General features: G+C 46.8%; 10 protein-coding genes. 1 reads left to right on the top strand and 9 read right to left on the bottom strand.

The genetic code is table 11. The annotated features are described in order from the left end of the window. Positions 1–20: 20 nt before the first annotated feature. From K0O23_RS06350 to K0O23_RS06340, 3 genes are all read right to left on the bottom strand, one after another. Positions 21–986 (bottom strand): sodium-dependent bicarbonate transport family permease, encoded by a 966-nt coding sequence (locus K0O23_RS06350; RefSeq protein ID WP_219876571.1) that lies wholly within the window; start codon positions 984–986, stop codon positions 21–23. Positions 987–1073: 87 nt separating this feature from the next. Then, a complete protein-coding gene (locus K0O23_RS06345) occupies positions 1074–2078 on the bottom strand; it encodes an L-threonylcarbamoyladenylate synthase (RefSeq protein WP_219876570.1) in 1005 nt (334 codons plus the stop codon). Between the two features lie 516 nt (positions 2079–2594). Beyond that, positions 2595–3224 carry a hypothetical protein gene (locus tag K0O23_RS06340; RefSeq protein WP_219876569.1) on the bottom strand — a complete coding sequence of 210 codons (630 nt, stop codon included), beginning with the start codon at positions 3222–3224 and terminating at the stop codon, positions 2595–2597. Between the two features lie 257 nt (positions 3225–3481). Between K0O23_RS06340 and K0O23_RS06335 the strand changes: the two genes are divergently transcribed. After that, positions 3482–3703 carry a hypothetical protein gene (locus K0O23_RS06335; protein WP_219876568.1) on the top strand — a complete coding sequence of 74 codons (222 nt, stop codon included), beginning with the start codon at positions 3482–3484 and terminating at the stop codon, positions 3701–3703. 10 nt (positions 3704–3713) lie between these two features. On the opposite strand, the gene K0O23_RS06330 is transcribed toward K0O23_RS06335, so the two are convergent. The 6 genes from K0O23_RS06330 to K0O23_RS06305 form a co-directional block, all read right to left on the bottom strand. Beyond that, positions 3714–4169, bottom strand: a complete 456-nt coding sequence (locus K0O23_RS06330; RefSeq protein ID WP_219876567.1) for a DMT family transporter — start codon at positions 4167–4169, stop codon at positions 3714–3716. A gap of 125 nt (positions 4170–4294) precedes the next feature. Beyond that, positions 4295–6715 (bottom strand): outer membrane beta-barrel family protein, encoded by a 2421-nt coding sequence (locus K0O23_RS06325; RefSeq protein WP_219876566.1) that lies wholly within the window; start codon positions 6713–6715, stop codon positions 4295–4297. 301 nt (positions 6716–7016) lie between these two features. Next, the gene (locus tag K0O23_RS06320) at positions 7017–7649 is read right to left on the bottom strand and encodes a DUF3347 domain-containing protein (protein WP_219876565.1); all 633 of its coding nucleotides are present in this window, start codon (positions 7647–7649) and stop codon (positions 7017–7019) included. Between the two features lie 232 nt (positions 7650–7881). Beyond that, the gene (locus tag K0O23_RS06315) at positions 7882–9648 is read right to left on the bottom strand and encodes an efflux RND transporter periplasmic adaptor subunit (RefSeq protein WP_219876564.1); all 1767 of its coding nucleotides are present in this window, start codon (positions 9646–9648) and stop codon (positions 7882–7884) included. Further along, positions 9632–11104 (bottom strand): TolC family protein, encoded by a 1473-nt coding sequence (locus tag K0O23_RS06310; RefSeq protein ID WP_219876563.1) that lies wholly within the window; start codon positions 11102–11104, stop codon positions 9632–9634. Before K0O23_RS06310 ends, K0O23_RS06315 begins: the two co-directional genes overlap by 17 nt. Beyond that, positions 11101–14862, bottom strand: coding sequence for an efflux RND transporter permease subunit (locus K0O23_RS06305; RefSeq protein ID WP_219876562.1), 3762 nt, complete (start codon positions 14860–14862; stop codon positions 11101–11103). Before K0O23_RS06305 ends, K0O23_RS06310 begins: the two co-directional genes overlap by 4 nt. Positions 14863–14900 lie beyond the last annotated feature (38 nt).

Here is a 14900-nt window from a genome sequence, read left to right as displayed (position 1 = left end):
TATCATTCTTTATTACATGTCTATATGTAAGATCCTATAATCGACAGGTACACTGGCATGCCTAAGGTAATGTTGAAAGGAAAAGTTACAGCCAAAGCCATTGGCAGGTAAATTCCCGGATTTGCATTTGGTACTGCTATTTTCATGGCTGCCGGCACTGCAATATAAGAGGCACTCGAAGCCAGCACAGCAAATATAAACCTGTTACCGATGTCATCTGTTATAAGTCCGCTTACTACTGCCACCAGGCACCCATTTATAAAAGGTATGGCAACCGCAAACAAGGATGTAAACCAGCCACTCTTAAAGAAGTCATTCAACTTTCTGCCACTCACGATACCCATGTCCAGCAGGAAGATAGCAAGAAAGCCCTTAAAAATGTCTGTGGTGAAAGGCTTTATACCTTGTGCCTGCTGATCGCTTGCTAGCAAACCAATCAGCAGGCTGCCCAGGATCAGCATCACACTGCCATTGGTAAATGAGTGCGAAAGTATTTTACCGAGCTTTGGTGAGTCCTCCTGCTCTTCGCAATATAAACGTATCAGTACTACCCCAACAATAATAGCAGGGGCTTCCATAAGCGCCATTACTGCCACCATATGCCCGTCGAAGCCCAGATTCTGAATTTCAAGAAAAGACACAGCTGTTACAAAAGTTACTGCACTTACAGAGCCGTAAGCGGCCGCAATGGCACCGGAATTCTCTACACTAAGTTTTCTTTTAAGAATAAAAAAACAATAAAAAGGGATAAGCAGTGATAGGAGGATTCCAAACAGCACTGCCCAGATGATATCTATTGTAAAAATACTGTGGGCCAGTTCCTGCCCACCTTTAAAGCCAATCGAAAAGAGCAAGTATAATGAGATAAACTTAGATGAGGTGGGAGGAATCTCCAGATCACTCTTAAGTTTGACAGCAAGCACTCCAAGCGCAAAAAATAAGAGAGCCGGACTTGTCAGGTTATCGATTAACAGATCGAGGTTCATAGAAGGGCTAGTGATATTATGTAGTGTATCTTTGTAAACTCTTTGAAAGAACTAAGCGGATAAATTTTTAATGCCAATAAAGCAGTGTTAAGCTTTCTGTTGGACTAGGCTACCTTCAGAAGCACTTTCCGTGGTTTTACCAGCGGCTTTTCTCAATCGCTCGTTTATTGTCATTCCCAAACCATACTCCGGTAGTTTCTCCGCAATAATCCTACTGAGATTTAATCCGTCTAAATAATGCAGTGAATCATAAAGCTTGCTGGCCGCCTCCTGCATATAGCCTGCAGCTGACAGTACAACCTGGTTTTTCTCAGGCAAACCTTCAATCGCTCTCTGAAATGAGATTACTCCGGTTTTTGCAGGGTCAGATACTTTAAGCAGCTCATCTACATTATTTGTAAAGTAAAGCGGGGTGCGGGGTGAATAATGAAAAGGCAGCATACCCGGACCTTCTAGCTGCTCACTGGATTTCTGATGCATTTTAACCTGCCCTGCCACTGCCTTAATTTCTTCCGGCGTAATGGCGCCCAAGCGATACACTACAGGAGTCCCCTCCTCAAAGCCAACTATAGTAGACTCAAGCCCCTGTTCACATGGGCCACCATCCAGGATGTAAGGAATCTTATCACCTATTTGCTGTTGTACATGTTCAGCCCTGGTAGGACTGATGTAGCAGAAAGGATTTGCGCTTGGTGCAGCCAGTGGAAAATCTAACAATTGTAAAAGCTTCAATGTTAAAGGATGGTTGGGCATGCGCACAGCCACACGTGGCAAAGAAGCTGTTATAAGATCCGGTACAATTTCCTTTTTAGGCAGTAACAGTGTTAAAGGCCCTGGCCAAAAAGCTTCGATCAGGCGTTGAGCCATTTCTGGCACTGCCGTTACGTATTTATTAAGGTCGTTTTTCGAGCCTATATGGATGATAAGGGGGTTATAATGAGGCCTGCCTTTGGTGGTAAAAATTTGTTCTACAGCAGACTCATCCAAAGCATTTGCTGCAAGTCCGTAAACAGTTTCGGTTGGTATGGCTACTAATCTTCCTCCTGCCAAAAATCTGCCTGCTCTTTTGTAATTTAATCCAGTAATAGCCATCAGCTTAAATTATAGTTGTAGTACTAATATGATTGATGGCTGCAAAAATACTCTACCGGATGTATAAGTTTTAATTTATATTATTAATAAGAACCATAAGATATATTTATGTGTGCTATAGATCAGCTTATTAATAGCTGAGCCAGAGGCAAAGTTTCTTTAAAGAATGGCGCTTTATTATATATATGCCGTTCCAGCTTTTTTAAAGAATATTTTGAAGCTGTAAGCCAATTTAGGTTGAGCTTGCTTCAACTGCTTTTGGCATCAGATATACTAATAACTTAGATTTGGTTATTAAACTTCAGATTAAGGATAATGGTGAAAAGGGAGAAAACGTTATTTCCAGTAATTCTACTGATATCTCTTACTCACTGTTTGCTAAGCGTTATAAACATACTTTTTTACTGCCAAATTGCAGTGGCTAAACATGCGTTTTGCTCAACTGATTAAAGCAAACAAAATGCATGTAAAGCACCCTAAGCCGGGTGCTTTAGTCTAAGTTGTTTATAGCAAGTCTTACTCTTTTATCTCCTCCAGGTGCACCAGGTAGCTGGTTAGTTTATCCCATTGCATCTCCTGAAAAAGTGCCCAGCCGCCTTCTGCCACGAGCGTGTTTAAAACGGCACGGTTTCCGGCTTCCTCGCCCTGGTTATTTATGCCCTCGTTTTTACCAATCTCGTAGCCAATTATCTTAGTTCCATCCCTCGTAACCCTGAATGTGCTGCTCGCCTCTTTTATAAAAAAGTGCTGTACTTCCTCTTCTTCTTCGGTAAGCTGCTTTGGTTTTTCGCTGGGGTGCACGGTAAATTCGGCCATGTTTTCTGCCTGTTGTATGTCCGATACCTGTACCCAGTTTTCAATGGTTGACGCTGGCAAAACAATTTCTATGTAGTAACCAATCTCTGGTATTTTAGCGTTGCTGCGCTGGCCACGGCGGTCATACAGCTGGAAAGTTGAGTTTATACCACTTAGCATGGTCCAGCTGTTTACATCAAAAAGCTTCCTTTTTGATCGCTCAAACTCTTTTTTTGCCGTCGCCTCATCAGCAAAGGTATTCTCGTTGGTGTATACTTTGTCTTTGGTTTCCTCGCCCTGCACCACCTTCAGCTCTTTCTTTACTTTATTAAAAATATCTTTGATAGACATATTTCTTCCTCCTTCTTAAACTGTTACGATACACTTTGTACTACGGAAAAGGTACGCATAGCGCGGACAGATGTTGGTGCTTATGTCTTAAGGAGCAGCGGGTTAAGGGGCCGGTACAGCATCTAGCTGCCACAGCAACAGAGAACCTTATGCTGGAATATTACTGCGAAATGTACTTGTCTGCTGCATAAAGCATTGGATATCAACCTAAACTAAAGTAAATCGTTAAATAACATTCAGAAACTATACTTTATACTATGGAAGACTTTGCAGTTGGGCTTGGAATTTTCGGATTGATAATAGCTCTGGTAGTTTTAGTGATATATATCTGGAGTATTGTATGGGCCTATAAAGACGCCGAAAGACGTGGCAAACCTGGTTTACTGGTTGCCGTTATTGTAGCCTTACTTGCCTGGCCTTTAGGTTTACTGGTTTGGTTGCTCGTACGGCCAAGCGACAAAACCACGTACCGCCCTTAGGTATATTTTGCTATTTCTTGTTGATGAGGTAAGCACCAAGTATAAGTGCAATGGCTCCCAGGGCGCGTGTAAGCGTTAGAGAGCTCTGCTTAACCCCAAGTGCGCCAAAATGATCGAACAGCAGAGCGGTAACAAGTTGCCCTGTCACCACCAATGCCAGTAGGTTGGCCACACTCATGCGCTGCACCGACACTATAACACTGGTAATAAAAAAAACACCCAGCAAGCCTCCCATATATTTGTACCATGCTGTGCCAGAGAGCTGGCTTATTGCAGGAATTTCCTGTCTGGTAACCAGCACGAGTGTAATCAGCACAAGTGTACCCACCGAAAAAGAAATAAGCGCCGCTACTAAAGGGCTGCCTACTATAACTCGCAGCTGTCCGTTTATGGCGGTTTGCGTAGCTACTGCAACGCCTGCTAGTATGGGTAAAAGTATGATCCAGTTTAAGTTTACCTGTGGCATGGGCTATTTTATAGTACAGAAGCAAAGGTAACTATTTTTACAGCCGAAGTTTGGCTGCAGCGGTATAGCCATAAAAAAAGCAGCGACCAGAAGCCGCTGCCTTTCACACAAATTCTATTCTGTTATCAATTACCGGTGCGGTTAAGTTCTTCCAGGTTTACGTTACGTTTCTTGGCTTCGAACTTAGTGCCTTTGTTAAAGCGGTAGCGCAGGTTAAGGCGAACACTGCGGGTACCCTGGTATTGGTCGATGGCATTTACGTTGCCGTTCAGGTTAGTTTGTATCTGCATTTCGCGGCCTTTAAAAATGTCTGTCAGGTTCAGGCCAAAGGTTAGTTTATCATCCAGCATGCTATACTTCAGGCCGGCATCTACCCACCACTGGTCTTCAATCTGGTATAGGCCAAATACAGCTGGGCTCTGGTAACCGCCGTTTACTTCCAGTTTAAAGTTCTTTGGCAGCATAATGCTGTGGTTACTCTGGATGATGGCAGTTATTTTATCGTTTACAATCACTTCGTCTTTCGAGATGGTGGTATACTCCTGGTACATCGTCATGATGTTGTTGTTTACCTGCCATTTGTTCGAGATCGTGATCGGGGCTACCATTGTAGCAGTGGCGCTCTTCAAATCTTTCACGTTTTGCTGCTGGAAAATGGTGGTGTTGTCTTCTGGGTTCTGCTCCGGAATCTCCGCCATAAAATCCTTTGTGTTGGCATAACCCAGTATCAGGTTGTAGCGCTGCTTATAGGTTTGTGTTACCTCAACAGAGTTCACATACTGTGGCTTCAGGTCCGGATTTCCTTTTACATAAGTATAAGGGTCGAGGTAGAAAATGAACGGGTTTAGCGTCTGGTAGTTTGGTCTGTTAATGCGGCGGCTATACTTGTACCCAATCTGGTAGTTGTCGTTTACTTTTTGTTGTAAAAAGATACTTGGAAACAGTTCCAGGTAATCGCGGTTTTCCTTTTCGTTTTTAGTAACCAGCAGGCCTGTAGAGATTGTTTGCTCGGCACGTAAGCCTGCCTGCATTGTCAGGCTTTTGCTTAATGTTGCAGATACGTTGGCATAAGCCGCAAAGATATTCTCTTCGTAAATAAAATGGTTGCTACGCTTCGGGTCTGTTACACGCTGGCCATCAGCTATTTCAAAAAATTTAAGCTCGTTATCAGATTTTACATAGCTGGCTTTTGCACCCGTTTCTATCTTGGTCTTGCCCATCATTTTCGTGAAATCAACTTTGGCAGCATAGATACTATAGGCAACCGGGTTATCACTTTGCAGTAGCTCAATATCGGCAGGCTGGCTCTGGTTAACTCTTTCCGAGTTATTGTTCATTTTTGAATTTGTCTCTGAAGAGATGCGCACATAATCCAGGTCAGCAGATAAGGTTGTGCCCAGAGTATCTAATTTACCAACATAGTGTAGGTTGTAAGTGCCACCGTTGTGAGTATCTACCGTTCTGTTTTTTGCCTGTATAAATAAGTCGTTGCCATTTAGCAGGTATGAATCAGAATTAAACCTGGTGTTGTTCTCGCCGGCGTTAATACGGGCCATTACACCGATGCTGTGTCTCCCGTTAAGGTCGTAGTCGGTGCCAACGCGTATCGCAGGGTATACACGCTCAGATTTTTCAAAAGCAGTTTGGTCATACTTGCTTTTGCTGCCGTTCTCATTCACAAACACACGGTCCAGTTCAGCATCTCTGAACCACATGCGTCTGGTAAAATCTATATTGGCAGATGTGTTCCATTTTCCGCTTTTGTGATGGATCTCACCGCCTGTGGTATAAGTGCTTAGTCTGTTGTACTGGTAACCGGCATAAGCACTGCCACTCATGCCAGCAACCTGCGCTTTTTTAAGATTAATGTTGATGATACCGGATGCTCCCTCAGCATCGTGTTTAGAGGATGGGTTTGAGATGATCTCTAAATTTTTGATGTTTTCGGCTGACATGCCCTGCAGCAGGTTCTGCAACTCTCTGCCAGACAGGAAAGAACGCTTGCCATTGATCATTACCTGTACCCCGGCCTTACCGTTTAGCTGTAGGTTACCGTCCTGGTCTACCCACACGCCCGGAGACTTCTCGAGTACTTCATAAGCTGTAGCGCCGCTGGCCAATGCCGTCCCTTCTACATTTACCACCATTTTATCCGGCTCCATGATTACGGTAGGGCGCATGGTCTGTACCTGCACTTCTGCTAGTACTTTGGTATCGGATTTAACCTGCAGTTTGCCAAAGTCTTTTGCAAAGTTTGCTCCGGTAACCTCAAAGGCTGGAGTTTTAAATTCGGTGTAGCCAAGTCCGCTGATCTTAAGCTGGTACTTACCGGCAGCAGGCGTTTTGATCAGAAAGTGGCCATCCATGTCAGCAATGGCACCGGTTACAACTTTAGCGGTAACCAGTTCCAGTACAGCCACATTTACAAAGCCCGCCGGCTGTTGTTTTTCATCTAAAACAACGCCGGTTAAAAATCCTTCGGATTGGGCCAGTAAAGTTGTGCTATAAAGCAGCAATAACGAGAATAGGAAGTATACTTTTTTCATAGTTTTATTTTGGTTCGGAGTAATGTTGTTTGATTTACTTCCACAAAGTTACATATAGTACTTTGTAATGCAAGGTACTGTTTGGTGATTTAGACGAATTGCCTGATTTTATCTCTTAACTCTGCCGGGCCCTGGCTGAGGAGGTGAACTTTTGCTGTAGCTGCTATAATGCTTTAGATGTAGCAAGTACAAGAGAGGTTGCCTGAGTTATAAAAAAATCTGAAGAGGGAGGAGAGAGATAAATTAAAAGGCGGACAACCTGTTGGTTACCCGCCTTTTATAAGTTAAATAGAGCGCTTGTTTATTTCTTGTACACTTCCTTGTTGCTGCCGCACGAAAGCATGGCATCGCCAAAGTATGGGTTACGGATCTCTTCTTTAGAGCTTACCCAGTAAGCGCCTTTGTTATTAAATGCCATCGGGCAATGCTGGTAGTATAGCGTACCATCTGCTGCATCAAATGCCTTAGCCATTGAGAATACAGACTCTGAAAGCGGCTCCAGGTTTTCGCGCTGCGCCGCCAGGTCATCTGATCCGGCTATTTTGGTTGCACGGTCAACAACTACAGCTGTGTGTTCTTCGGCATAGGCTTTTTCGTCGGTGGTAAGTGTGGCAATTGGCATTGCTTTGGCCACAGTAAGCACTTCGTTTGCTGCTGCTTTTGCTGTAGCTGGGTCTGATGCAACTAAAGCGTCCGTCAGCTTCATGTACTGGTCTACCAACTGCGATACCTGTGTTTTAAAAGGCTCAGCTACATTACCGTAATCTGGTGTTTCTACCACAACCGTACCGTCTGCCTGACCTGCTTCTGCATGGCCGTGGTCCATATCATCGTGATGTTCAGCTGTTGCCTCTGTGTTTTCTGTTGTGTTCTCAGAGCAAGCCGAGAAAGTGAAAGCTGCTACAACAGCTGCTGCGAAAAGTGTCTTTTTCATTTTCGGTTTATTTAATTAGCTATTTATTTGATTTACGGTTATAAAAGTTACTATAATTCCAACGGCTGCAAACACAAGCCATTTTAGCCATGCTTTATACTTTGGCGCTGGCTCCTGGTCGCCTGTTCTGCAACAATCTTTCATGGTTGTTTATACTTACATTTAAAGTGGCGCAGGAATGTTTCTTTGTCATTTGGAGCACTCTCTTCGGCTCACGCCATGATTTTCATTATTAATGCACATGCTCCCTGGCTTGTACTGGTTCTTTATCTGCGGCTACACGCTGGCCTTTGCGGTAAGTTTGTTTCACCTCTCCGCAAGTTAGCATGGCATCACCAAAGTATGGGTTGCGTACCGCTTTCTCATCGCTAAGCCAGAAAGCCCCTTGATCGTTGTTGGCCATCGGGCACCATTGCTTGTATACAACATCCTTGTTTACACCAAAACTTTCTACTGCATCTATTACGTGATTTGAAAGCACATTAAAAGCCTCCCTTTGCTTTTCTACGGATGTGCTCTTTTGTATAGTGGCTGCGTTAGACTTTAGTGCCGGCAATAATTGCATCCATTTAGCATGTGTACTGCCATCCAGCTGGCTCATATCCACCTGGTTTAAGGCGGCAGTAAAACCAACTGCTGCGTTGCTACTGGCTGCCGCATCAGAGGCTACCAGCGCATCTTTCAAAGTATAATAACGCTCTACAGCTGCGGTTAGCTGCTCCTTAAACGCCTCGGGCACTTCCATGGTTTTGGTTGCCGGTGCCGACATCATACTATAGTTGCCGCTTAGCTGGGCTGCACCATCCACAGCGAACACACCGTTAGTTACTACCTGCTCGCCTTCGCTTAATCCCGCCTCAACCAGGTAAGTATCGCCCAGGCGGGGGCCTAAGGTTACTTCCCGCATCTCAAAAGCCGGGGTTTCTCTGTCGAGTTTTACATATACCACAGAGCGTTTGCCGGTCCAGAGCACAGCGGTGCGGGGCACAGCCAGGGCATCTCCGTTGGTTTTGGCCTGGGCCGATGTTTTAATGGTGGCATTGGCGAACATACCCGGTTTTAACTGGTTGCCGGGATTGGCTACTTCGGCACGTACTTGCACGGCACGTGTACTGGCATCAAGCACAGGCGTTACAAAGGCAACCTTCGCGGTAAACTCTTTGCCCGGTATGCCTGGTACAGTAAAGTTAACGTTAGAGCCCTCTTTTACCCAGGCAAGGTCGCTTTCGTAGGCATCCAGCACCACCCAAACAGAAGAAAGGTTTGCTACCTCGAACATAACGGTACCAGTGCTTACATAATCGCCTACGGAAACCCCACGTTGCGTTACCACACCTGTTGCGTCGGAATAAATATCAAAGTTGGTAATGAGTTGATTGGCGCTTTCGATACGCTGAATCTGGCTTTTAGACAGGTTCCATAAGCGTAATTTAGTTTTAGCAGCCTCATAGAGTTCCGGCATAATGTCTTTCGACCTGGCTGCTTCCTGCAACTCGCGCTGCGCGGAGATAAGGTCAGGAGAGTATACCGATGCCAGCCTTTCACCTTTGCGCACTTCCTGGCCCGTAAAGTTTACATACAGCTTTTCGATACGGCCCGGAAACTTGGCTGTGATAGAAGATACCTTTTGCTCGTTTAGCTGCACCGTACCAGAAATGCTCAGCTCGTTTTCAGCATTGGCGCTTTTAACCGGTGAAGTCTGGATGTTGGCAAGCGCAATGGCCTCCGGTGTCATCTCCAGCACATAAGGACTGGCAACTGCAGAGCTGCTTGCAGTTGTAACCGGAATCAGGTCCATGCCGCAAAGCGGGCATTTGCCCGGCTCGTTCTGGCGTATCTGTGGGTGCATGGAGCAGGTGTATTCTGTTACACCGGCAGCCGTTTCGGTATGGTCGTGTACATCCTCAGAGGTTCTTCCTCCGAAAAGTATCCAGCCCAGCAGCAAACCGCCCAGGGCTACTGCTATATACGTTAGGGTTCTTTTATTTCGAGGTGTCATGCGATACGGTATAAATTTGGGTATTCATTAAGCGGCTGATATCATGCACAGCAGTCTGCTGATCGGTGATGGCCTGCAGTTGCTGTTGCCTGTAGGTAAGTATACTTTGGCGTTGCCTTAGTATGTCTTCGATGCCTCCTCCTGCAACAGAGTAGTTCGTGGTAAGCAGGCGTATGGCCTGTTCATTCAGCTTTATCTGGTCTTCCAGTAATGCTAACGTGGTGGTAGTGCGCTGGTACGTATACAGCAGGTTCTCCAGTTCGGTGAACAGTTGCCGCTCAGCTGCCTCTTTTTGATAGACTGCCGCTTTTTGGGCAAACTGTGCTTCGCGTTTGGCTGCGTTATACTTTCCCCGGTAAATAGGCAGCGTAACCGATACCATGGGCATTACCATGTTTTCTCCGCCCATCGTCATCTGGGTTGCCTCGTCGGTGCGCGGTTTAAAAACCATATAATTGACACCTAAACCGATCATGGGCCTGCCCATTAGCCGGGCCATGCGGTACTGTGCTTCTCTTGCTTTCTCATCCCACTCATACATCTTCAGCATGGGGTGGTTTTGCCGGATAGAGTCCTGGATAAGCGAGAGCGAGGCAGGAAGTTCAGCGGGTAAAAGTGTATCTGCAACCTGAATAGCTGCATCTGGTTGCCTGTTAAGCAGATTGTTAAATGCTACCTCCTGCGGCTTTCTGGAGTCGCGTAGCAGTTGAAGCCTGTTTTCCAGGTCCTTTACCTGTACCCTGATCAGGATAACGTCTACCATAGAAGTACCAGAGGTTGCCATGCCAGAAGACATGTTGTTTCCGCCACTCATGCTGTTGTTTTGCCTGTTGGCAGGAGCACTACCTGTAGCAGTACCGCCCATACCAGCCATACCAGATGAATTGCTGCCTGATTGCGTGGCGCTGCTCATACTTGTACCAGATGCTGGCATTGTACCTTGCCTGGAGGCACCGGTGGGACTGCTTACAGGCGCAGATTTATACTTTGCAAGCGCAATACGCTCCAGGGCTTTCAGCAATTCCAGTTCTTTTTCCAGCAGTTCAGCCTCTTTGTCTATGCGGTATAAGTTAACCCAGGAAGTAAACACATCGTGGTGTAGGTTTATCTTGGCCTCGTTAAAGGCTGCCAGTCTCATCCGGGCCATGTACCTTGCCTCATCTTTGGCAGCACCCAGCGAGCCAACCCACGGGAACATCTGCATAACTGATGCTTCGCCCACCTGGTTGCCCATAAAGCGCTCCATAGGCTGCAGGAAGAAATTGAAATTGGCCTGTGGGTCTGGTAGTGCACCTACCTGTGGCACGCGTTGCAATGCTGCTTCGTACTCCGCATAGCGGGCCTTTAGCAGCGGGTTGTTTTCTCCGGCAGTTATCAGGTAATCGTCCAGGGTTTGTGCTTTCAGATTAAGTGAAAATGCCAGCAGAAGTATACTTAAAATAAATACTCTTTTCATACTGTTGATTTTTTAATCTTTAGTTCTTCCCGCCAGCTGTAGAGTACAGGAACAATAAAGAGTGTTATTAATGCTACTACCATTCCGCCGAAAGTCGGAACAGCCATCGGGATCATAATATCGGAGCCGCGGCCTGACGAGGTGAGCACAGGCAGCAGGGCCAGCAGGGTAGTGGCGGTTGTCATTAAACAAGGGCGCACTCTGCGCTTGCCTGCTTCCAGCACTGCATGGCGTACTTCCTGCTTTGTTTCGGGTGTTAGGTTCGCAAAGCTTTGCTTTAAATATGTACCGATAACTACACCATCGTCTGTGGCAATACCGAACAGGGCTATAAAGCCAACCCACACCGCTACGCTCAGGTTAAAATCACGCATCTGGAAGAGCTCCCGCATGTTGGTGTCACTAAACGAGAAGTTAAAGAACCAATCCTGCCCGTACAGCCACAGCATCATAAAGCCACCTGCAAATGCCATAGCTATAGACGAGAAGATGAACAATGTGGTAAGAACTGACCGGAACTGAAAGTATAAGATCAGGAAGATGATGAGCAAACTAAGCGGAATAATAACTGCCAACCGCTGCTCTGCCCGCACCTGGTTCTCGTAGTTGCCAGAGAATTTATAGCTTACACCGGCAGGCACTACTAACTCACCTTCTCTTATTTTCATATCTAAGTAGCGCTGGGCATCTTCCACTACCGATACCTCTGCAAAGCCGTCGCGTTTATCCAGCAGTACATAACCCGTTAAAAAGGAGTTTTCCCCGCGTATCATCATCGGGCCAGGGCGGTACACTACTTCGGCAACCTCTCCTAAAGGCACCTGTGCACCACTTGCCGTTGTGATCATGATGCGGTTTACCGATTCCGGATCGCTTCTGTGCTCGCGGGCGTAGCGCGCACGGATAGAGTAGCGTTCTCTGCCCTCTACCGTTGTGGTGAGGGCCATGCCGCCCATCGCCACCTCGATATATTCCTGCACATCGGTTACATTTAACCCATAACGGGCCATCGCCTGGCGGTTCAACTCTATTTCCATGTAAGGCTTGCCAAGCGATCTGTCGGCATACACAGCTTCCGGTTTAACAGAGGGCACCTCTTTCAGGAAACGCTCCATCTGCAAACTGAAGTCCTCTATTGTTTTCAGGTTAGGGCCATATACTTTCACACCCATTGGCGCACGCATACCTGTCTGGAGCATTACCAGGCGCGTTTCTATTGGCTGTAGCTTTGGGGCAGACGTAACGCCGGGTATGTTGGCGGCAGTCACGATCTCGTCCCAGATATCATCAGGACTCTTTATATGATCGCGCCACTGGCGATAGTATTCCCCTCGTTTATTCTCTACCAGCTCACCTTGTGCATCCCGAACAAACTCACCTTCATCGTCAACTTTAAAGCGTATCTTCTGGCCGTTGGCATCAGTTTTATACTCTGATTTGTACTGGATGATATTTTCGTACATAGACATAGGAGCCGGGTCCAGGGCTGTTTCGGCGCGTCCGGCTTTGCCTACTACCATTTCTACTTCAGGAATGGCTGTAATCATCAGGTCCAGCTGCTGCAGGTAACGTTTGTTGGCTTCTACACCGGAGTGCGGCATAGAGGTAGGCATTAGCAGGAAAGCACCTTCGTCGAGGGAGGGCATAAATTCCTCGCCCATACCCGGGAAAGTATGCACCAGTCCGCTCCAGGCAGAGGAGGTTCTGATGTTGTAACCGGTTTTGTCGATGCCATTTGCCACCCAACCAAACAAACTGTTAAAGCCTAACCAACTGAGCAAACCAAGCAGCATGATAAAAACCGGTATCGTTAAGAATTTACCCTTATTGGCCAGGCACCACATAAGTATGCGCGGGTAAGCCCTGATAAATAACGTGAAAGTGCCCAGCACAAGCCCTATAATGAGCAGGATGAACAGGAAGTTTATGATCAGGCTAACCGATACACCCAGTGGCACCCACTCCGAAGCCAGCAACCACGACACAGCTACAACCGCAATGCCTATCATGACAGGTGTGTGGTACCTGCCATAACGCACTGGCCTGTAATAATTAAGCAGGTTGTTGATGCCAACCAAAATAAGCGTGATGCCAGCCAGCGGAAGTATAAACAAAGCCACCAAACCAAGCACCAGCAGCAGGATGTTCAGTACCTTCGTCCAGGTTATACTTTTTGATCTTAGCCCAAATATAGAATGCGCAAAGGCAGGCATAATGAGTATGGTGAAGATAAGCGAAGCTACCAGCGCAAAGGTTTTGGTAAACGCCAATGGGCCAAACAGCTTACCCTCCGCAGCCTCTAAAGTAAACACCGGCAAAAAGCTGACGATGGTCGTGGAAACTGCTGTAAGTATGGCTGTAGCAACCTCTGTGGTGGCATCATATACTGTTTTCAGCAGCGACTGCCCAGGAGGCGCTTCGTCCATGTGACGGAGTATGTTCTCGTTCAGGATAATGCCTAGGTCCACCATCGTACCAATGGCAATGGCGATGCCCGACAAGGCAACGATGTTCGCGTCCACGTTAAAGTACTTCATCATGATAAACGTCATCAGCACCGCCAGCGGCAGAAGAGCAGATATCAGGAGGGAGGCACGCAGGTTGTACACCATCACGATGATCACAATGATGGTAATGAGAATCTGAAGTATGATAGCGGAGTTAAGCGTTCCCAGTGTTTCGTTGATCAGTTGGGTACGATCGTAGAAAGGCACTACGGTTACTTTGGAGGTGCGTCCGTCAGCCAGTTTCTTGCTTGGTAAACCGGCAGCAATCTCATCCAGCTTTTCTTTTACGTTGCCGATCACAGCCAACGGATTGTCACCGTAGCGGGCAATTACCACACCGCCCACAGCCTCTGCGCCTCCTTTGTCCAGCACTCCGAGCATCGATCTGTCGGCGGGGCCAATGTTAACCCTGGCAATGTCGCGGATGCGGATGGGCACGTTGGATGCTACTTTTACTACAGCATCTTCAATATCTTCAAGGTTCTGTACATAGCCAAGGCCACGCACCAGGTACTCTACCTGGTTTATCTCTACGGTATTGGCGCCTACATCCTGGTTGCTGTTTTGCAGGGCATTCATTACCTCCATCATTGAAATGTTGTTGGCTTTCATGGCCACCGGATCCAGATCAACCTGGTACTCTTTTATATAACCGCCCACAGAGGCAACTTCAGCTACACCTTCGGCACCCGACAAGGCATAGCGCACATAAAAGTCCTGGATGGTGCGCAGTTCGTGCAGGTCCCAGCCACCGGCAGGTTTACCGTTCTCATCCCGGCCTTCCAAAGTATACCAGTACACCTGCCCCAGTGCCGTGGCATCCGGACCAAGCTTCGGGGTGACTTCATCGGGTAGTAAGTCGGCTGGCAGAGAGTTTAACTTCTCCAGAATGCGGGAACGGCTCCAATAGTATTCCGTATCCTCGTCGAAGATGACGTAAATGCTGGAAAACCCGAACATAGAGGTAGAGCGGATGGTTTTTACACCCGGCATACCCAGGAGAGAAGTAGTAAGCGGATAGGTGATCTGGTCTTCCACGTCCTGCGGAGAACGGCCCATCCACTCGGTAAAAATGATTTGCTGGTTCTCACCTATATCCGGAATGGCGTCTACGGGTACCGGATCGCGGGGTAGAAAATTAACGTTCCAATTAAAAGGAGCCACTACAATACCCCAGCTAACTATAAGTAGCAGTAGCAAAACCGTTACGAGTTTCTGCTCCAGGAAAAACTTTATAATGCTGTTTAACATGCTTTATTCGATTGAATACAAAGAAGTATGGCTACTGA

It is taken from the genome of Pontibacter aydingkolensis (assembly GCF_019443125.1).
GTDB classification, from domain to species: Bacteria; Bacteroidota; Bacteroidia; order Cytophagales; family Hymenobacteraceae; genus Pontibacter; species Pontibacter aydingkolensis.
Note: the sequence above shows the minus strand (reverse complement) of the source record. Positions and strands in the feature narration are given on the sequence as shown.